Below are 17497 nucleotides of genomic sequence, written 5' to 3' on the forward strand. Positions count from 1 at the left end.
CAGCATGCGCGGGTACTGGCCGCAGGGGATCACCTGCGGCCGAACATCCGCTCCAGATCAGCTTTTTCCAGCTTCAGCCATGTCGGCCGCCCGTGTGAGCATGTGCCTGAACGGGGGGTACGTTCCATGTCACGCAGCAGGGCGTTCATTTCCTCGTGTGTCAGCTTCCGACCTGCCCGTACGCTGCCATGACAGGCCATGCGCGCGATGATCGCGTCCATGCGCGCATCCAGCGCATCGGCCTGTGCGGGGTTGGCCAGATCATCAGCTTCCAGTTCCTCCGCCAGATCACGCAACATGCCCACCGGGTCTTCCTTGCCCAGAAGGGCTGGCATGGTCCGGACCAGAACGGCCGTGCCGCCAAAGGGTTCGATCTCGATTCCCAGCCGGGCAAGGGCGGCGCCAAAGGACAGCAGCGCCTCCACCTGTCGTGCCGGCAGATCCACTACCTCAGGCAGCAGCAGGCGCTGGGCGCGGATTTCACCACCCAGATACTGCTGACGCAGGATTTCATGGGTCAGGCGTTCATGGGCTGCGTGCTGGTCCACCAGAACCAGCGCACCATCAGCCGTCTGGGACACGATATAGGTACCCAGAACCTGCGCCACCGCAGCACCCAGCGGGTGGTCGATGGCAGGCGTCATGTCATCGGTTGCCGGCTGTCCCGGCCCGTCGGGCACCACCTTGCGCGCGGCAGGCAGGGCGGACAGGGGCAATGTCGATTCGGCAAAGCCCGGCGGCAGGCCCGCATCAGGCTGGCCAGGGGCATCAAGAGGGGCGGCCAGACGGGCGGAAACCCCTGCTGCATCAGCTTTGCGTTCGCTGGGGTACCAGATCCGCGCGGACGATGGCCCACGCGATTGCAGCAGGTCGGGCCTGACACCTGCGACCCCTGCCCCCGTGCCCAGTGCGCGCCCCAGCGATCCGATCACCAGCGCCCGTACCGCCGCCGAGTCGGCATAGCGCAGTTCCGTCTTGGCCGGATGCACGTTCACGTCCACCTGTTCTGGCGGAATGTCCAGTGACAACGCCACAACGGCATGCCGCCCGTGTTCCATTACATTGCGATAGGCCACCCGCACCGCCGTGCGCAGGACCGGGTCCACCACGGGGCGGCCATTGACCATCAGCATCTGCCCGTTGGCCGTGGCACGGTGTACGGATGGCGCGCAGATAAAACCACTCAGCTTCAGATCACCACGCTGCCCTTCCACCGGCAGCAGGCCATCGGCATGGCCCGCCTCCAGAATGGCGGCCACGCGCGCGGCCATATCCTGCACCGGAAGGTCGAGGACCACACGCTGGTCGAACTCCAGCCGGAAGGCGATATGCGGGGCAGACAGGGCCAGACGGCGCACCACGTTTTCGGCATGGCTGGATTCGACACGTGGGCTTTTGAGGAATTTACGCCGCGCGGGTGTGGCAAAGAACATGTCTTCCACCAGCACGCGCGTGCCGGGCGGCCCGGCGCAGGGTTCCACTTCCCCCACCACGCCACCTTCCACACGGATCGCCCATGCCGAATCGCTGTTGTGCAGCCGGGACATGACCGTAAGCCGCGCCGCCGCGCCGATCGAAGGCAGGGCCTCGCCACGAAAACCAAGCGTGGAAATACGCACCAGTGTCTCGTCACGCAGCTTGGACGTGCAATGCCGCTCCACCGCAAGAAGCAGGTCATCGGGCGACATGCCGCAGCCATCATCCGTGACATCGATCCGGTCGATACCACCACGGTCCAGACGGACGTGGATCCGGCGCGCACCGGAATCGATGGCGTTTTCCACCAGTTCCTTCAGGGCTGCGGCCGGGCGTTCAATCACCTCGCCCGCAGCAATGCGGTTGACGACCTGTTCCGACAGGCGACGGATGACCGGCTGGCCATTACCAGAAGACATGTTCATATCACGGACCGGACTTCACGCATCAGGCCACATGCCGCACGCCCACAGGACGCGCGTCAGGGACACTTTATTTGGCGGGACCGCTGACAGTGGGCGTCGCACCCTGCGTCAGGTTGCGCCCAAGGGCCGAATCCTCACGCAGGCGGGCATTTTCCGCCTTACCGTTCACAAGGTTACCGGCCCCGCCACCATGCCAGAACATCAGCTTGTCCACGAAGCTGGTGTCGGCGCGGCCCATTTCGCCCTTGTCTTCCTCATTGGAGGCAACCTGCGCCTCACCCACCAGCGCGGTCTGCCCGGCGCTGCCGGTGCCATCCGCGCCCTGCAGCGCCACATTGGGGGACAGCGTTTCCAGCGCCTGCATGCGCGGATTGGTGTCCTGCGCGCGCTGGATGGCGTTGCTGTTGGGTGCTCCCAGCTCATCGGACGGCGGCATGGACAGCGGCGCACGGGTCGTGACCGTGTATTCATCCGGCAGGCTCCGCTCCAGGCCGAAGGCGCGCGAAACATCGGCACCGGTGCAGCCTGACAACAGGAAGCCACCCGACACGAGCATTGCACAGGAAAGGGGTCTGAGAACAGAAATCGCCATATCTCGCCTATTACCGTTAGTGGAACGGTTCGGCAAGCATGTGCAGGCCGCGCCCCCCTTAATTTACATCGCGATTACGCATGTTGTCGATAATCAGGATCGCGACGCCACAATCAATCATGGCGTCGGCGATGTTGAACACCGGCCATGACCAGCCAAAGGCATGGGCGTCAATAAAATCAACCACCGCGCCAAAGCGCAACCGGTCAATCACGTTGCCGATCGCGCCCCCCATGATCATGCCCAGCGCAACCGCCACCCACCGGCGCGGCGTGCGCGCAAGCCATACCGACAGACCCGCCACGATCGCCAGCGCCGCCACGGAAAAGATGATGCGCCCGGCGGCACCGGCCCCACCCAGCATGCCGAACGTGATGGCATGGTTCCATACCATCGTCAGGTTCAGCACCGGCAGCAGCGGCACGCTTTCACGCGTCGGCAGGTCATAGATATCCAGTATCCAGAACTTGCTGGCCTGATCGGCGGCCAGCGCGCCCAGCAGGCAGGCGCCGCCCAGAACACGGTTGTTCATGAAGGTTACGTCCCGTCCCGCACCACGTCGACACAGCGCAGGCACAGTTCGGGGTGGGCCTTGTCCTGACCTACTTCCTCCAGCACCTTCCAGCAGCGCGCGCATTTATGGCCCGCCGCCACACTGATGGTGGGAATGCCGTGCGGCACGCCTTCCTGCGCCCCGTCCTCGCCCAGATAGATCGAACCGGCACCCGCGATGACGTTTACATCCGCCTGCGAAACGATGGTCAGTTCCGCCCAGTCCACGCCATCAAACCGTGCGGCTTCCGCTTCCGACAGTGGCAGTTCCAGTGCCGCCTGAAGCGATGACTTGACCATGCCGTCGCGGCGCGCTGTCTCGATTTCAGTCGTAATTACGCGGCGCACCGCGCGCAGCATGGCCCAGCGTTCACCCAGTTCGGGATCATGCCACTGCGTCGGCAGTTCGGGGAAGGGCTGCAGGTGGACGCTTTCGGTATTGCCCGGACGGGCCAGCCATGCCTCTTCCGCCGTGAAAACCAGCACAGGGGCAAGCCAGGCGCACAGGCAGCGATGCAGATGGTCCAGCACGGTGCGCGCAGCACGGCGCTTCAGGCTGGATGCGCCATCACAGTAGATGGTGTCCTTGCGCACGTCGAAATAGAAGGCCGAAAGGTCGGCGGCACAGAACCCATGCAGCGCGGGATAGACGCCCACCCATTCATGCGTTTCCACCGCACGCGCCACAAGGCTGCCCAGTTCGGACATGCGGTGCAGCACCCAGCGTTCAAGTTCCGGCAGTTCCCCGAACGGTACGCGCTCGGCTTCGGCAAAGCCGTCCAGCGCCCCCAGCAGCCAGCGCAGCGTGTTACGCAGGCGACGGTAGAGTTCACCCTGCTGCTTGAGGATTTCCTTGCCGATGCGCAGGTCATCATTCGTATCCGAATTCATGACCCACAGGCGCAGGATGTCGGCACCAAGGCTGTCATTCACGTCCTGTGGCGCGATGACATTACCCAGCGATTTGGACATCTTGCGGCCCTGCTCATCCAGCACGAAACCATTGGTGACCAGCGCCTTGTAGGGGGCGATGCCACGGGTGCCGACACTTTCCAGTAGCGAGGACTGGAACCAGCCGCGATGCTGGTCGGAGCCTTCCAGATACAGGTCGGCGGGAAATGGCATGTCGCCATGCCCCAGCACGAAGGCATGGGTCGAACCGCTTTCGAACCACACATCGACAATATCGAACACCTGTTCGTAATCGTCGGGGTTGCGGCCCTCACCAAGGAAGCGCGAGGCGGGAGAACTGTACCACGCATCAGCCCCTTCGGCGCGGAAGGCGGTGACGATGCGGTCCATCACCGCGGCGTCACGCAGGACCTCACCCGTGCGCTTTTCCACGAACACGGCAATCGGCACGCCCCATGCGCGCTGGCGGCTGATGCACCAGTCGGGACGGCCCGCCACCATGGATGTCAGGCGATTGCGCGACTGCGCAGGGACAAACGTTACCTTTTCCAGCGCCGCAAGTGCCCGTTCACGCAGGCGACCTTCACCGTCCATGCTAATGAACCACTGCGGTGTGGCACGGTAGATGATCGGCGCGCGCGACCGCCATGAATGCGGATAGGAATGGACCAGTGACGCACGCGCCACCAGGCCGCATGGTGCCGCGCCTGCCACCACGGCGCGCTGCATGGCCTCCAGCAGCGCCTGGCACACCGGCTCGGCCGCCTTGAACACATGGCCACCGGCAAACAGCGGCACCCAGTCGGCGTAGCGGCCGTCATCCATCACCATTTCAGTGATTTCCAGCCCGTAGGCACGGCCGAGGTTGAAGTCGTCCTCGCCATGGGCGGGAGCAGTGTGAACCAGTCCGGTGCCCGCTTCGGTCGTAACATGCACGCCGGGCAGCAGCGGCACGTCAAAATCATAGCCCTGCCCCCGCAGCGGATGGGCGCATATGGCCCCCTCCAGGGCGCTGCCGGGCAGTGTGTACAGCACATGATGGGCCGTCACGTCCGCCGCCTGACAGAACGGTGCAATCAGTTCTTCGGCCACCAGCACGCGGGCTTCGGGTTCCAGTGTTGCATTGTCGCCCACGCCATCAACGCGCACCACGGCGTAAGTGATGTCGGGACCATAAGCGATGGCGCGGTTGGCGGGAATGGTCCACGGCGTGGTGGTCCAGATCACTGCCGCCACGTCCTTGAGCGCCTTCGCCGGCGTGGGATCGGTCACGAAGGGGAAGGCCACGTGGATGGCGGTGGATTCGTGATCACGGTATTCGATCTCGGCTTCGGCCAGCGCGGTCTTTTCAACCGGACTCCACATGACCGGGCGCAGGCCACGGTACAGCAGGCCGTTGAGCAGGAATTTACCGATTTCGCCCGCGATTGCCGCTTCTGATGAAAAATCCATGGTGGCGTAACGGTTGGCCCATTCCGCCTGCACGCCCAGCCTGCGGAACTCACTGGCCTGCGTATCCAGCCATTTCTGGGCATAGGCGCGACATTCGGCGCGGAACTGCAGGACGGGCACGCTGTCCTTGTCCTGCCCGCGCTTGCGATATTCTTCCTCGATCTTCCATTCGATCGGCAGGCCGTGGCAGTCCCAGCCCGGCACATAATGGATGCCGTAGCCCGACATGCGGTGGGCGCGGTTGATGACATCCTTGAGAATCTTGTTCAGCGCGTGGCCGATGTGCAGGTGCCCGTTGGCATAGGGCGGGCCATCATGCAGCATGAACACGTCACGCCCACGCGCCTGTTCGAACAGGCGGTCATCAAGCTTCTCGCTCTCCCACCCCGCCAGAATCTCCGGCTCCCGCCTGGGCAGGTTGCCCCGCATGGGAAAGGAAGTGGTCGGCAGGAAGACCGTCTCCCGGTAGAGATCCTGTGGTTTTGACTCGGACATGGCCTGTTCTGTTCTTCTGGCAAGGGGAAGTGCATGCGTGACCGGTGGCCCGCATGCAGGGCAACGTTATGGGGACCGCGACGGCGCGTGGTCAAGTTCTGGCGGATATGGGCGCGAATTCGTGGGTGGACAGGTACGACATCGCCTGCGTGCAATCCCGCCCGATCTGTTCCTTGAGCGCGTCAAGACCGTCAAACCGGCGTTCGGCCCGCAGCAGGGTATGCAGCGCCACCGACAGGGTCTGGCCATACAGATCGCCTGAAAAGCCCAGCAGGTGGACCTCCAGCCGGCTTTCCTGTCCGTCATTGATGGTTGGCCTGCGGCCGATATTGGCAACGCCGGGATAGACACCGCCATCGGCCATGCGCACGCTGACGGCATATACCCCGCGCGCAGGTTCCAGATGGCGGCCCAACGCGATGTTGGCGGTAGGAAAACCCAGCAGGCGACCGCGCTTGTCCCCATGCTGGACCACGCCACGAATCGACCATGGACGGCCCAGTTCCTCCGCCGCGCGTTCGGGGTAGCCATCCTGCAGCAACCTGCGGATACGGCTGGATGAATACGGCCCCAGCGCATCCGACAGCGGTGGCACCACGCTCAGCCCGATGCCCAGTTCAGCAGTCCGTTCGGTCAGGAAAGCGACATTGCCGCGCCTGCGGTGGCCAAAGGCGAAATCCATGCCGCAGGCGACATGATGCAGCCCCAATCCTTCATGCAGCACGCGGGTGACGAAATCCTCCGCACTCATTGCGCTAAATTCACGGTCGAAGCCGATCTGGAACACATGCTGGACGCCAAGGGCGGACAGGGCGGCAAAGCGTTCCTGCGGCAATGTCAGGCGAAAGGGAGGGTCCTGCGGGCGAAACAGTTCACGCGGGTGCGGTTCGAACGTCACAACGGCCAGCTTCCGGTCAGGACGCGCCGTGTGCAGGGCCTGTACCAAGTGGGCATGACCCAGATGCACGCCGTCAAAATTGCCCAGCGCCGCCACGGTCCCCCGCGCGGTATCGGGAATATCGCGCCAGTCTGTATGCAGGTGCGCCTTCATGCCTGCCCCGCGCGGGGCAGGCCAAAGCGTTCGGCAACCTCATCCAGCGTCGCGGCCACGGGATGCGCGGTGCCGGGCTGCGTGCCGTCCTGCGGGCGGACGATCTGGCAGGTGCGCAGGCCTGCCGCCGCTGCCGCATCCAGTTCGGCCACCACATCGGACAGGAACAGCACATCGCCCGCCTGCCACTGCGCGTCCTGCAGGATTCTGGCATAGCTCTGCGCATCGCGCTTGCCACCCATCTGCAGGTCATAGAAGCCGACGAACACGCTGCTCAGGTCGCCATCGGTCGTATGGCCATAGATCAGCTTCTGCGCTGCGACCGACCCCGATGAATAGACCGCCAGCGCCAGTCCCGCCGCCGCCCAGCAGCGCAGCGCGGGCGTGACGTCGGGGTATAGCGTGGCCTTGAGCACGCCATCGGCATAGCCCTGCGCCCACACCATGCCCTGCAGCGCCTTCAGGGGGGCTACCTTGGCATCGGCGTCCATCCATGTCTCAAGCTGGCGCAGGGGCGGCACGCCGGGGGCAAGCCGTGCGATTTCTTCCACCTGCGCATGGACGGACGGGTCGTCCGCCTGTTTGCGCAGCAGTACTGGCAGCGCCTTGCGGGCATAGGGGAACAAGGTGTCATGGACGAAGGAAACCGGTATGGTCGTTCCCTCAATATCCAGCAGCACCGCGCGTACTGGCGGCTGCGTGGCCTGGGTCACGTTCTCATCTCCCTCAGTGCGGATCAGGCTTCAACGGGGAAGCGGGCCGCGATGTCACTGCCAGTATATTGCGCGATCCACCCATCGGGGTTGGTGAATATGCGCAGGGTCACGAAATCCGGCGTCTCCCCCCCATCAAACCAGTGGGGAATACCGGCGGGTACTGAAATCAGGTCACCCGCCGTGCAGCGCACGTCATACACGCGCCCGCCCACATGCAGGATGAAATCCCCCTGCCCATGGACGAAAAAGCGGACCTCGTCCTCACTATGGACGTGTTCGGACAGGTATTTGCTGCGCGCCTGCGCCCAGCCCTGTGTTTCGGGGCCGACCCGCAGCACATCGGCTGAGCCGGCGCCCGTCTCGCCCATCAGCTGGTCAAGATAGGGACGGTAGGCATCCAGTACCTCGGTTTCGGATGCGGTGCGCACGGGGACGACGGGACTGTCCCAGCGTTCGAAGCGCACATTGATCGCCGCCAGTTCGGAGGCGATCCGCTTCGGGTCGGTCAGATGGATGATGGGCGTGCCGGGATTGTTATCGGCATAGACGTTCAGGCTGCTCATCGGATCTTTCTTTCTTCCAGTTCGCAGGCAAGCAGGAATTCCAGGCCTTCCAGCCGGGCCAGCGCGGTATCCATGTCCGCGCCCCACACATACACCCCGTGACCACGGATGATGTAGCCTGCGCACATGCCATCCAGATGCGGGGCCACGACACCGGACAGGCGGGCAATGTCCTGGTCATTGTCGAATATGGGCACGCGCACCTGTGCCGCGTGGGTGCTCTGGCCCGCAAACACCTTCTGGACTTCATACCCGTCCAGCACCAGCGCATCCCCACCCAGTCGCGACAGCACGGTGGAGGCCACGGAATGGCCATGCAGCACCGCACCCGCATGTGGGTCATGGGCATAGATCTGGCAATGCAGCAGGGTTTCCGCACTGGGCCGGTCGCCTGTGGTCAGGGGCCTGCCCGCCGCATCAACGCATATGACCCCATCCACCCCCAGCATGCCCTTGTGGCCGCCCGAGCGCGTGATGGCCAGATTGCCGTCGGGCAGGCGGATGCTGATATTGCCAGCCGTGGCCGGCACCCAGCCAAAGCGGTCCATGCGCTGTCCCGCCGCGATGACCTGTTCCACCGCGCGGCAGTACGCACCAGCCGGAAACACTGCTTTATCCATTACGCCGCCCACCCGTGCGCCGCCGGCGCACGGTCCATCATCATTTTACGTTATTGGCCGAATGCTGCGGTGCTTCGGAAAAGGACGCGTCCTTTTCCTTGCCCGGCCCCTGGATATGGCCGGTCGGCACCGGCTCTTCCGGCGTGTCGTCCGCCATGTTCTTCTTGAACGACTTGATCCCGCGCGCCATGTCACCCATGAGCGAACTGATCTTGCCACCGCCGCCAAACAGCACCAGCACCACCGCCAGCACGATCAGCCAATGTCCCCAGCTCAAGCTACCCATCGCATCCCTCGATCCGCGTCCATGACGCAAAATACCGTATTGTCCATCCGCCATCCCATATGGCGGCGGCCTGCCCTTCCCCGCCTATGTGAGGGGAGAACCGGTGATATGCAAGCACCCCCGCCACAATACCGGTCAGCCCGCCGGCAGGATAAACCCGTAAGCAGGATAGACGGTTTTGCCCATGTCGTGAATGGGGGACCACCATACCTTCACCCGCGACCAGTCATTGCGGGCCGACACGTCGATCACCGGCTCACCCCGGCCGATGCGTCCGGGCACCCAGTTGGCCTGGTCCACCAGCACCTCACGCGGGCTGCGTACCGAACGCACGACGGATACATGCCCGTCGGGCAGGCGGCCCGTGGCGCGGAACACCAGCACCGCCCCCGATCTTGGCGCATGGGTACGCGGGTAATGGCCCTGCGCCTGCCCCCACCATGACGCGGCCGCCCCACTCAGCTGCACATGCGTAACCTGCCTTGCATAGGGTGCGCACTGCACCGCCCCGTGCCAGCCATGTCCACTGCCGCCACCTGCGCAGGCCGCAAGCGACAGCAGGCCGCCCACGGCTGCAATCCGCCCCAGCACGCCCTTCATGCCATCCTCATGCGCATGATCCTGTCCTCCGCCTCCTCCAGTTCCATGTCCAGCGCCCTGCGCGCCGTATCATGGCCAAAACCTGCCCGCGCCATGGCGTCCATCGCACGGCGGTAACGTTTATCCGCCTCGACTTCATCCGCATCGGGCCGGACGAAGGGACCGGCGCGCCGCTTGCGGGCAAAGACAAGGGCGGCGGCCAGTTCGGTATCCCGCCCTTCCCCGTCACGGGGGCCAAGGGCTTCCTCCACCGCGTGGCCCACCGTGGCCTCATCCACGCCGCGCGCGCCCAGATGGGCGGCGACCATGCGCCGCGACCGGCCCGCGCGGGTAAGGGAGCGGGCGCGGAATTCGGAAAAGCGGGCGTCATCCACAGCGCCCAGCCCCTCCATGTCGGTCACGATACCGGCAATGGCGCCGCGCGCGGGCAGCACGGCGCGGGCTGCCTCATCTGCATCCATGCCGCTGCTGACCGCGCGACGTACCCAGCGGTCGATATGACGCGCAAGCATCCGTTCCACGCCCATGCGGGTCGCGGAAAAGCGCGCAAGATAGGCAAGAGCCGCCTCACGCAGCCGGGCTGCATCCGGCACGGGGGCAAGCGGTCGGGGTTCGGAACGGGAAGGACGGGCCACCATAGTCCTTACTGTGCCACAGCCATGCGCCCGCGCCCATCACTATGCACGGATGTATGGCTGCCATGGCCGTATCGGGGGCGGAAATGGCGCGAAGGTTGCATTTCGCACAGGCGGGCCATATTCTTCCTTCTTTCCGGATTGACATACGGAGACAGGACGGCGCGTTGGGGCGCCACCCCGTAGTAGCCGGAGAAATCGGAAAACGGAATATGCCCACCCCCATGGCGGTGGGCCGTTTTCGTTTCTGAACCCCGATCCTTTTTCTTTGACCTGAAATCACAAGGCTGTTCCATGATTTCCGCCCTGATGCCGAATTACAATCGCGCCGACCTCGCTTTCGAGCGCGGCGAAGGTGCCTGGCTGTACACGGTGGACGGGCGACGATTCCTCGATTTCGGGTCCGGCATCGCCACATCCTCGGTCGGACACAACAACCCCCACCTTGTCGGCGCCATCACACAGCAGGCGCAGCGCGTGATGCATGTGTCCAACCTGTACCGCGTACCGCAGGCCGAGCGGCTGGCGGAACGGCTGGTGGCCAACACCTTTGCCGACAGCACGTTCTTCTGCAATTCCGGCGCGGAAGCCAACGAAGGCATGATCAAGATGATCCGCCGTGCGCAGGCCAGGTCCGGTCACCCCGAACGCACGCGCATCATCTGCTTCAACGGCGCGTTCCACGGGCGTACGCTGGCGACGCTGTCGGCCACGGGCAATCCAAAGTACCTCGACGGGTTCGGCCCGCGGGTGGAGGGATTTGACCATGTACCGCTCAACAACATGAACGCCGTGCGCGACGCCATCGGGGCGGAGACGGCCGGTATCATGATCGAGCCGGTGCAGGGCGAAAGCGGCATCCATGTCGCCACCCCGCGCTTCATGCAGGAATTACGCGCGGTGTGCGATGAATTCGGCCTGTTTCTGGGCGTGGATGAAGTCCAGTGCGGCATGGGCCGCACCGGCCGCCTGTTCGCGTATGAATGGTCGGACATAACCCCGGACATCCTGTCCACAGCCAAGGGTATTGCCGGCGGTTTCCCCATGGGGGCGGTACTGACCACCGAAACCATAGCGAAGCACATGACGCCAGGCAGCCATGGCACGACCTTTGGCGGCAGCCCGCTGGCATGTGCGGCGGCGAATGCGGTGCTGGACATCCTGCTCGCCCCCGGTTTCCTCGAAGGCGTGCGCGCACGTGCCGCACAGCTGGATGCGGGCATTGACCGGCTGTGCGCGGCCTATCCCGATGTTTTCGCGGGCCGCCGCGGGCTTGGGCTGCTGATCGGCCTGAAATGCAAGGCCGATGTGGCGCTGGTGCAGAATGCCGCCATCCTTGAGGGCATGCTGAGTGTCACGGCGGGGGACAACGTGCTGCGCATGCTGCCGCCCCTGACCGTGACCGAGGCCGATTGCGTGGATGCCCTGTCCATGCTGGACCGCGCGGCCCAGCGGGTGCGCGCACATGTCGCCGCCGCCAAGCCGGAGAACGTGGCATGAATGCGCTGCAGAACCCCATCCACGTAACCCCGCGCCATTTCCTTGACCTGCGTGACCTTGACGCTGCCACCCTGCGCGCGATCCTGGATGTCGCGGCCGGGATCAAGCGCATGCAGCGCCATCGCGCCCGCCCGCTGCACCCGGCCCTGCCGGTACATGGACGCGCGCTTGGCCTTATGCTGTCCAAACCGTCCACGCGTACCCGCGTCTCGTTCGAAGTGGGAATGCAGCAGCTGGGCGGAAACGTGATCCTGCTGTCGCCGGCCGACATGCAGCTGGGCCGGGGGGAAAGCATTGCCGATACCGCCCGCGTGCTGTCGCGTTTTGTTGACGCCATCGTGCTGCGCACCGGCAGGACGGAAAACCTGCGCGAGCTTGCGCGGTGGAGCAGCGTTCCCGTCATCAACGGCCTGACGCCGGATTCGCATCCGGTGCAGATCATGGCCGACATCATGACGTTCGAGGAACATCGCGGCCCGATCCGGGGACGTACGCTGGCATGGGTGGGCGATGGCAACAACGTCGCCACATCCTTCATCGAGGCGGCGGCCCTGTTCGGCTTCCACCTGCGTCTGGCAACCCCCGCGACGCATGCACCGTCAGGTGCTGCCGTTGCGTGGGCGCGCGAACATGGGGCGCAGATTACAGTCACAACCGACCCCCTGGCGGCGGTCAGGGGGGCAGATGCGGTCATTACCGATACATGGGTCAGCATGTCCGACAAGGAATCGGCACAGCGCATCAGCGCGTTTGAGCCATACCGTGTCGATGCAGCCTTAATGGCGCATGCGGCACCCGATGCCCTTTTCCTGCACTGCCTGCCTGCCCATATCGGGGAAGAGGTGACGGAAGACGTGTTCGAAGGCCCGCATTCCGTCGTGTTCGATGAGGCCGAAAATCGCCTGCATGCGCAGAAGGGCATCCTTGTCTGGGCGCTGTGTGGCGAAGACTGGCAGCAATATGGAAAGGAACCCACGGCATGACCGGACCGGCCGAACAGCCCGCCCTGCCCTCCGCTACCGAAGATACGCCGGAAGTCCCCGGCTGGGCGGAAAAAAGCGTGCGCGACATCTTTGCCGCCCTGCCCACCCGTGACACCCGCATTGATGCGGTGCGTGATGCCTATCTGGACTGCATTGCCGGCGCTGGCCGCACGGAAGACCTGGATATGGAGCATGACCGCTGCCGCCTGCGCGCCATGACCGCGCTGGAAACGGACGGCCTGCTGCCTGCGGGCCAGCTGAAAGACCTCGACCAGCGCCTCGCCGCGCTGGAGGCGGACATTACCGCCAATCTCTGATGACCCACGCCCCCCGGCAACGGGGTGCGTGATGCTGCGGGTTTCTGCCATGACTGCCAATCATTCCTCCCCCGCCTTTCTCGACGCCAGCCGTCCTGACACGCCCGATCTGGTCGTGCCGCAGGGTGTGGTGCCATTCTATCTGGACCACCGGCCGGTGCGCGGCCGCCTTGTCCGCCCCGGCGTGCTGACCGACACGCTGCTGACCCGCCATGACAATCCCGACGCCGTGCTGCGGCTGGCGGGGGAAGCGCTGGCGCTGGTCGCGGCCCTTGCGTCGTCCCTGAAGTTCAAGGGATCATTTTCCCTGCAGGCCAAGGGCGATGGCCCGGTCAGCCTGCTGCTGGCTGACTGCACCGATTCCGGCGCGCTGCGTTTCCATGCCCGTTCGGATGATGAACAGGTGGCCGAACTGCTGAAAACCATCCCCGACCCGACCGCAAGCCAGCTGCTGGGCAAGGGCTACATTGCGTTCAGCGTCGATCAGGGGCCAGACACCGACATCCATCAGGGTATTGTCGAGATGAATGGTGAAAGCCTGTCGGAAATGGCCGCGCATTACTTCGCCACCAGTGAACAGCATGCCTGCTGGGTCAGGCTGTTCTGTGAAAAGACGCCCGCTGGCTGGCGCTCGGGTGCGCTGGTGATGGAAAAGATCGCCATGGATGGCGGCGTGGACAACGACATCACGACCGAAGAAGGTGATGATGCATGGGAAACCGCCGTCACCCTGGCCACGACGCTGACGGCGCGTGAGGTGCTGGATGACAACCTGTCATCGGGGGACCTGCTGTACCGCCTGTTTCATGCCGAAGGACTGATCCCGGGACAGCCGCGCGCGCTGGCGTTTGGCTGCCGCTGTTCGCGTGCCCGCCTGTCGGGTATTCTGGAGACCTTCCCGCTGGATGACCTGGACCATATGGCACAGGACGGCACGATCACCATGAACTGTTCGTTCTGCAACCACAGCTTCCACTTCCAGCGTGATGAGATCGGCGGCCAGGCGGCCTGACGCTGCCCTGCCCCTGTTCCACCAGCGCGTAACGTGGCACGCTTGCCAGCCTGACCTACTGCGCTGCCAGCGCCTGCCGTTACCGGGATATAATCCATGCGACCGAACCGTTCGCCGTTTTTCGCCCCTGCCCTGCACCGCAGCCTGCGCATGGCGCTTGTGGCCAGCCTGCCGTTCCTGACGCTGCCGCTGTGCGGTCCTGCCTACAGCCGCAGCCATCATAATGACGCCCCCACCACGTTCGAGGGACCGCAATATGGCGATGCCCAGCCGCTGAACCTGAATGTGGCGTCCATCTCGATCGTGGACCGGGGGCAGCCGGGGCTGGTGCCGGGCGACCTGTCAGGCCGTGCACCCAATCCGCCTGACCAGCTTCTCAAGCAGATGGCACATGACCGGCTGATTGCCGCCGGTAGCGGGGGCGAGGGTGTGTTCACCATCGACCGGGCCTCCATCCTGCATGAACCCGGCGGCATACTGGACGGGCAACTGAACGTGCATCTGGACGTGACTTCGGCCGATGGCCGCCGGACGGGCTATGCCGTAGCCCAGGTAACCCGGTCCTATGACCCAAAGCGCAAGCACGGTAACAGCGACACGCCGGAAAACCTGAACACGCTCACCAACATGATGCTGGTGGACATGAACAAAGAGCTGGAGAACCAGATCCGCAACAATCTGGGCAACTGGCTGGTCACCGGACAGGGACAGGTGCCCGGCGGCATCGTCGCACAGCCTCTGGATGGAACCGAGGAGCCTCAGCCCGCCCCGACCACACAGGCCACCCCCACCACCCCGGACACCAGCACAATGACCATTGGCGGCGGACCGACCGATCTTCCGGCCGCGGCACCTTCCACGTCCGCCCCGGCGCAGGCCACCCCCAAACCCGCGAATGAGGGACCGGACGCCATCTTCCCCACCGGCTATCCATCCGATGACGGAGACAGCGCGACACCGGTGGCCAAGCCGCAATTGCGTTCCCCTCCACCGGGGAACCTGACGCTGCCGGGCAGCACCGACTGATCTTTCCATTCCCAGTTTTTGGTACCGCCTTTTTTTTCAAAAAGGCGGTATTCTTCCGGAGCTTTTTGAAAAAAGCTTCACCAGAAACCTTTATGCTTATTTCTCTTCCGGCGCGGTCATACGAATGACAAGGCCGGGTGTCAGGATTTCAGGCAGGATCACCTCCGGCCCGTGGGCTGGATAATAAATGTAAAACGGTACACCATCGCGTCCATGCTCATGCAGGAAGGCGGTAATAGCCGCATCCCGCAGGGTCCAGTCGCCTTTCATGTAAACGATCCCGCGCCGGGCAAAGGCATCCTGCACCGCATGGGTGGACAGGGCCACGCGTTCATTGACCAGACATGAAATGCACCATGCCGCCGTCATGTCCACGAATACCGGACGGCCCTGCCGACGCAGTTCCGCCAGGCGGGTGGGGGAAAAGGCGGAACTGCCATCCGTCACCCGGTCGGTCCCCCGGCTGCGGTCATGCACGCTGGCGGGTGGCAGCACACCGCCCCCCACGAACGCCACCAGCAGCAGAAGGATCGCCATGGCACGATACAGCCCCGCGCGGCCTTCCATGGCGTCACGCAGGTCCATCATGCTGGCACGGCGCAGGCACCAGCACCCCACCAGCACCAAAACCAGCCCCGCGGCCAGCAGGCCCAGCGCATCCATGCCACCTTCCAGCTTCGCCACCCATGCCAGCCACACGCATGTGCCCAGCACCGGCAGGGCCAGCAGGTTGCGCACGGTTTCCATCCACCGCCCCGGCTGTGGCAGCCAGCCCAGAAGCCCCGGCATGCACGCCAGCAACAGGTAAGGGGCCGCAAGCCCGCACCCAAGGGACACGAAAACCAGCAGCCCCACCACCGGCGGTGCCGCCAGCGCACCCGCCACCGCCGCCCCCATGAACGGCGCGGTACAGGGCGAAGCGAGGACAACCGCCAGCACTCCGGTCAGGAAATCCCCCGCATGTGCAGGCAACCCATCCCCCAGTCCCATGAGTCGCAGGCCGATGGTAAAGAAACCCAGCAGGTTCAGGGCGACGGCAAACAGCAGCAGGCAGATCGCGATGACAAAGCCGGTGGACTGGAACTGGAACCCCCATCCCGCCTGCTGGCCCGCCACGCGCAGGGCGGCAATCGCCCCCCCCAATACAACAAACGACCCGACCACCCCCGCCGCATAGGCCCCGGCCCCGGCAAGCGCCGCCCTGCGTTCGCCACGCGCCATGCGTTCCAGCGACAGTACCTTCATCGCCAGCACCGGAAACACGCAGGGCATGAGGTTCAGGATCATTCCCCCCACAAACGCCATACCCACCAACCAGCCGACATGCACGATCCCGTCGGGGGGGGCTTCCACGGGCGGCGACACGAGCGTGCGCACTTCGCCCACCACCGGCAGGACCGACAAACCGCGTTCCCGCCCCATGGGATCACGCAGCACCACGATACCGGACAGGGCCGCCCCGTCATGGAAGACCGGCCCCGGTTTCAGCACCAGTTGCACGACCCCGTCACGCACGGTGACAGCCTGCGGCGCGTCCTGATCGATCGCGCCCGCCACTTCGGGCATGAACCACGCATCCTTCACCGCATCCGGTGACAGTCCACGCCCGTCCAGTTGCAGGACACCAGCAGGCGAGACGCGGGCGGCAAAGGGCGACGGCACCGGCCTGTCAGCGGCAGCACGTGCGAAGGCCGCGGCCTCCGCCGAAGGGTGTACATCGCCGCGTGGCAGGGTCAGGGTGAAGCTGCCATTTTCCGGCACGCAGACTTCGGCGCAGACCAGCCACTCCGCCTTTGCACTGAGTGTGACCGGTCCATCCCCTGCCCCGGCCACCGGGGACAGCATGACCGGCAGCAGCACATCGCCGGTATAGGCATAGGACGTCAGCGGCCCGTCATGCAGCACGCGTGGCGTGGGCCATTCAATGGTACCGGCCTGTCCTGTTGCCCCGCCTGTCGCCCGCACATCCAGCGTCGGCGCATCCCCCGCGTCACCGGGATTGAGCCAGTAGGTATGCCACCCCGGCGCAAGCCGCAGGCGCAGCCCCACATGCAGGGGTCTGCCGGGCATGTAAGTATCGTCATCCGTGACCAGGGTTACGGTGGCCCGGGGGGAAATCACGGCATCACTCTGTGCGGCACGCGCCGTGGGCAGGATGCTCACCAGCAGGCACAGGATGGACACAAGCCACAGAAAGGGCACGGACAGTACTCCGCAAGAACCGGGTAAAGGAAAAACGCACCGGTGTACCATGCCAAGGATTGCCCCACCACCATGCCGGACG

General features: G+C 64.7%; 17 protein-coding genes. 5 read left to right on the plus strand and 12 right to left on the minus strand.

The features are described from left to right. Window positions 1-29: 29 nt before the first annotated feature. The 11 genes from mutL to ACE2AA_RS09225 all read right to left on the minus strand — a co-directional run bounded on the left by mutL (window position 30) and on the right by ACE2AA_RS09225 (window position 10378). On the minus strand, window positions 30-1901 hold the full coding sequence (gene mutL, locus ACE2AA_RS09175; RefSeq protein WP_395369529.1) for a DNA mismatch repair endonuclease MutL: 1872 nt from the start codon (window positions 1899-1901) through the stop codon (window positions 30-32). A gap of 67 nt (window positions 1902-1968) precedes the next feature. Further along, entirely contained in the window at window positions 1969-2457 is a 489-nt protein-coding gene (locus ACE2AA_RS09180; RefSeq protein WP_395372177.1) for a DUF3035 domain-containing protein, read from the minus strand. Window positions 2458-2551: 94 nt separating this feature from the next. After that, window positions 2552-3025 carry a signal peptidase II gene (gene lspA, locus ACE2AA_RS09185; protein WP_395369531.1) on the minus strand — a complete coding sequence of 158 codons (474 nt, stop codon included), beginning with the start codon at window positions 3023-3025 and terminating at the stop codon, window positions 2552-2554. Between the two features lie 5 nt (window positions 3026-3030). Then, window positions 3031-5904, minus strand: coding sequence for an isoleucine--tRNA ligase (gene ileS / locus ACE2AA_RS09190; protein WP_395369533.1), 2874 nt, complete (start codon window positions 5902-5904; stop codon window positions 3031-3033). A 91-nt stretch (window positions 5905-5995) separates the two neighbouring features. Further along, on the minus strand, window positions 5996-6955 hold the full coding sequence (locus ACE2AA_RS09195; protein WP_141260962.1) for a bifunctional riboflavin kinase/FAD synthetase: 960 nt from the start codon (window positions 6953-6955) through the stop codon (window positions 5996-5998). After that, complete coding sequence (gene mtnC / locus ACE2AA_RS09200; protein WP_141260964.1) at window positions 6952-7668, minus strand: acireductone synthase; 717 nt, start codon at window positions 7666-7668, stop codon at window positions 6952-6954. The genes ACE2AA_RS09195 and mtnC overlap by 4 nt, the downstream gene beginning before the upstream one ends. A gap of 23 nt (window positions 7669-7691) precedes the next feature. Continuing rightward, window positions 7692-8234, minus strand: a complete 543-nt coding sequence (locus tag ACE2AA_RS09205; protein ID WP_141260966.1) for an acireductone dioxygenase — start codon at window positions 8232-8234, stop codon at window positions 7692-7694. Continuing rightward, entirely contained in the window at window positions 8231-8854 is a 624-nt protein-coding gene (locus ACE2AA_RS09210) for a methylthioribulose 1-phosphate dehydratase (RefSeq protein ID WP_193558361.1), read from the minus strand. The genes ACE2AA_RS09205 and ACE2AA_RS09210 overlap by 4 nt, the downstream gene beginning before the upstream one ends. A 40-nt stretch (window positions 8855-8894) precedes the next feature. After that, on the minus strand, window positions 8895-9140 hold the full coding sequence (locus ACE2AA_RS09215; RefSeq protein WP_141260970.1) for a twin-arginine translocase TatA/TatE family subunit: 246 nt from the start codon (window positions 9138-9140) through the stop codon (window positions 8895-8897). Window positions 9141-9275: 135 nt separating this feature from the next. After that, on the minus strand, window positions 9276-9740 hold the full coding sequence (locus ACE2AA_RS09220) for a CHAP domain-containing protein (protein WP_141260972.1): 465 nt from the start codon (window positions 9738-9740) through the stop codon (window positions 9276-9278). Beyond that, window positions 9737-10378, minus strand: coding sequence for a regulatory protein RecX (locus tag ACE2AA_RS09225; protein WP_141260974.1), 642 nt, complete (start codon window positions 10376-10378; stop codon window positions 9737-9739). Before ACE2AA_RS09225 ends, ACE2AA_RS09220 begins: the two co-directional genes overlap by 4 nt. A 291-nt stretch (window positions 10379-10669) precedes the next feature. Between ACE2AA_RS09225 and ACE2AA_RS09230 the strand changes: the two genes are divergently transcribed. The 5 genes from ACE2AA_RS09230 to ACE2AA_RS09250 all read left to right on the plus strand — a co-directional run bounded on the left by ACE2AA_RS09230 (window position 10670) and on the right by ACE2AA_RS09250 (window position 15213). Then, window positions 10670-11875 (plus strand): aspartate aminotransferase family protein, encoded by a 1206-nt coding sequence (locus tag ACE2AA_RS09230; RefSeq protein WP_395369536.1) that lies wholly within the window; start codon window positions 10670-10672, stop codon window positions 11873-11875. Next, on the plus strand, window positions 11872-12858 hold the full coding sequence (gene argF / locus ACE2AA_RS09235) for an ornithine carbamoyltransferase (RefSeq protein WP_141260978.1): 987 nt from the start codon (window positions 11872-11874) through the stop codon (window positions 12856-12858). Before ACE2AA_RS09230 ends, argF begins: the two co-directional genes overlap by 4 nt. Next, on the plus strand, window positions 12855-13175 hold the full coding sequence (locus ACE2AA_RS09240) for a hypothetical protein (RefSeq protein ID WP_141260980.1): 321 nt from the start codon (window positions 12855-12857) through the stop codon (window positions 13173-13175). Before argF ends, ACE2AA_RS09240 begins: the two co-directional genes overlap by 4 nt. Before the next feature lie 31 nt (window positions 13176-13206). Next, on the plus strand, window positions 13207-14187 hold the full coding sequence (locus tag ACE2AA_RS09245; protein WP_141260982.1) for an Hsp33 family molecular chaperone HslO: 981 nt from the start codon (window positions 13207-13209) through the stop codon (window positions 14185-14187). A gap of 96 nt (window positions 14188-14283) precedes the next feature. Further along, window positions 14284-15213 carry a hypothetical protein gene (locus ACE2AA_RS09250; RefSeq protein WP_395369539.1) on the plus strand — a complete coding sequence of 310 codons (930 nt, stop codon included), beginning with the start codon at window positions 14284-14286 and terminating at the stop codon, window positions 15211-15213. A gap of 96 nt (window positions 15214-15309) precedes the next feature. On the opposite strand, the gene ACE2AA_RS09255 is transcribed toward ACE2AA_RS09250, so the two are convergent. Continuing rightward, window positions 15310-17421: a protein-disulfide reductase DsbD family protein gene (locus ACE2AA_RS09255; RefSeq protein ID WP_395372178.1), complete on the minus strand. Its 2112-nt coding sequence runs from the start codon at window positions 17419-17421 to the stop codon at window positions 15310-15312. Window positions 17422-17497: the final 76 nt, after the last annotated feature.

The organism is Komagataeibacter diospyri, assembly GCF_043995075.1.
GTDB classification, from domain to species: domain Bacteria; phylum Pseudomonadota; class Alphaproteobacteria; order Acetobacterales; family Acetobacteraceae; genus Komagataeibacter; species Komagataeibacter diospyri.

Excerpts from the sequence above, each read along its gene's own strand:
- ACE2AA_RS09245 (WP_141260982.1), top strand. The coding sequence starts at position 13,207 with ATGCTGCGGGTTTCTGCCATGACTGCCAATCATTCCTCCCCCGCCTTT.
- ileS (WP_395369533.1), bottom strand. The coding sequence starts at position 5,904 with ATGTCCGAGTCAAAACCACAGGATCTCTACCGGGAGACGGTCTTCCTG.
- ACE2AA_RS09180 (WP_395372177.1), bottom strand. The coding sequence starts at position 2,457 with ATGCTCGTGTCGGGTGGCTTCCTGTTGTCAGGCTGCACCGGTGCCGAT.
- mutL (WP_395369529.1), bottom strand. The coding sequence starts at position 1,901 with ATGAACATGTCTTCTGGTAATGGCCAGCCGGTCATCCGTCGCCTGTCG.
- ACE2AA_RS09205 (WP_141260966.1), bottom strand. The coding sequence starts at position 8,234 with ATGAGCAGCCTGAACGTCTATGCCGATAACAATCCCGGCACGCCCATC.
- ACE2AA_RS09220 (WP_141260972.1), bottom strand. The coding sequence starts at position 9,740 with ATGAAGGGCGTGCTGGGGCGGATTGCAGCCGTGGGCGGCCTGCTGTCG.
- ACE2AA_RS09195 (WP_141260962.1), bottom strand. The coding sequence starts at position 6,955 with ATGAAGGCGCACCTGCATACAGACTGGCGCGATATTCCCGATACCGCG.
- ACE2AA_RS09230 (WP_395369536.1), top strand. The coding sequence starts at position 10,670 with ATGATTTCCGCCCTGATGCCGAATTACAATCGCGCCGACCTCGCTTTC.
- lspA (WP_395369531.1), bottom strand. The coding sequence starts at position 3,025 with ATGAACAACCGTGTTCTGGGCGGCGCCTGCCTGCTGGGCGCGCTGGCC.
- ACE2AA_RS09210 (WP_193558361.1), bottom strand. The coding sequence starts at position 8,854 with ATGGATAAAGCAGTGTTTCCGGCTGGTGCGTACTGCCGCGCGGTGGAA.
- ACE2AA_RS09215 (WP_141260970.1), bottom strand. The coding sequence starts at position 9,140 with ATGGGTAGCTTGAGCTGGGGACATTGGCTGATCGTGCTGGCGGTGGTG.
- ACE2AA_RS09225 (WP_141260974.1), bottom strand. The coding sequence starts at position 10,378 with ATGGTGGCCCGTCCTTCCCGTTCCGAACCCCGACCGCTTGCCCCCGTG.
- ACE2AA_RS09250 (WP_395369539.1), top strand. The coding sequence starts at position 14,284 with ATGCGACCGAACCGTTCGCCGTTTTTCGCCCCTGCCCTGCACCGCAGC.
- argF (WP_141260978.1), top strand. The coding sequence starts at position 11,872 with ATGAATGCGCTGCAGAACCCCATCCACGTAACCCCGCGCCATTTCCTT.
- ACE2AA_RS09240 (WP_141260980.1), top strand. The coding sequence starts at position 12,855 with ATGACCGGACCGGCCGAACAGCCCGCCCTGCCCTCCGCTACCGAAGAT.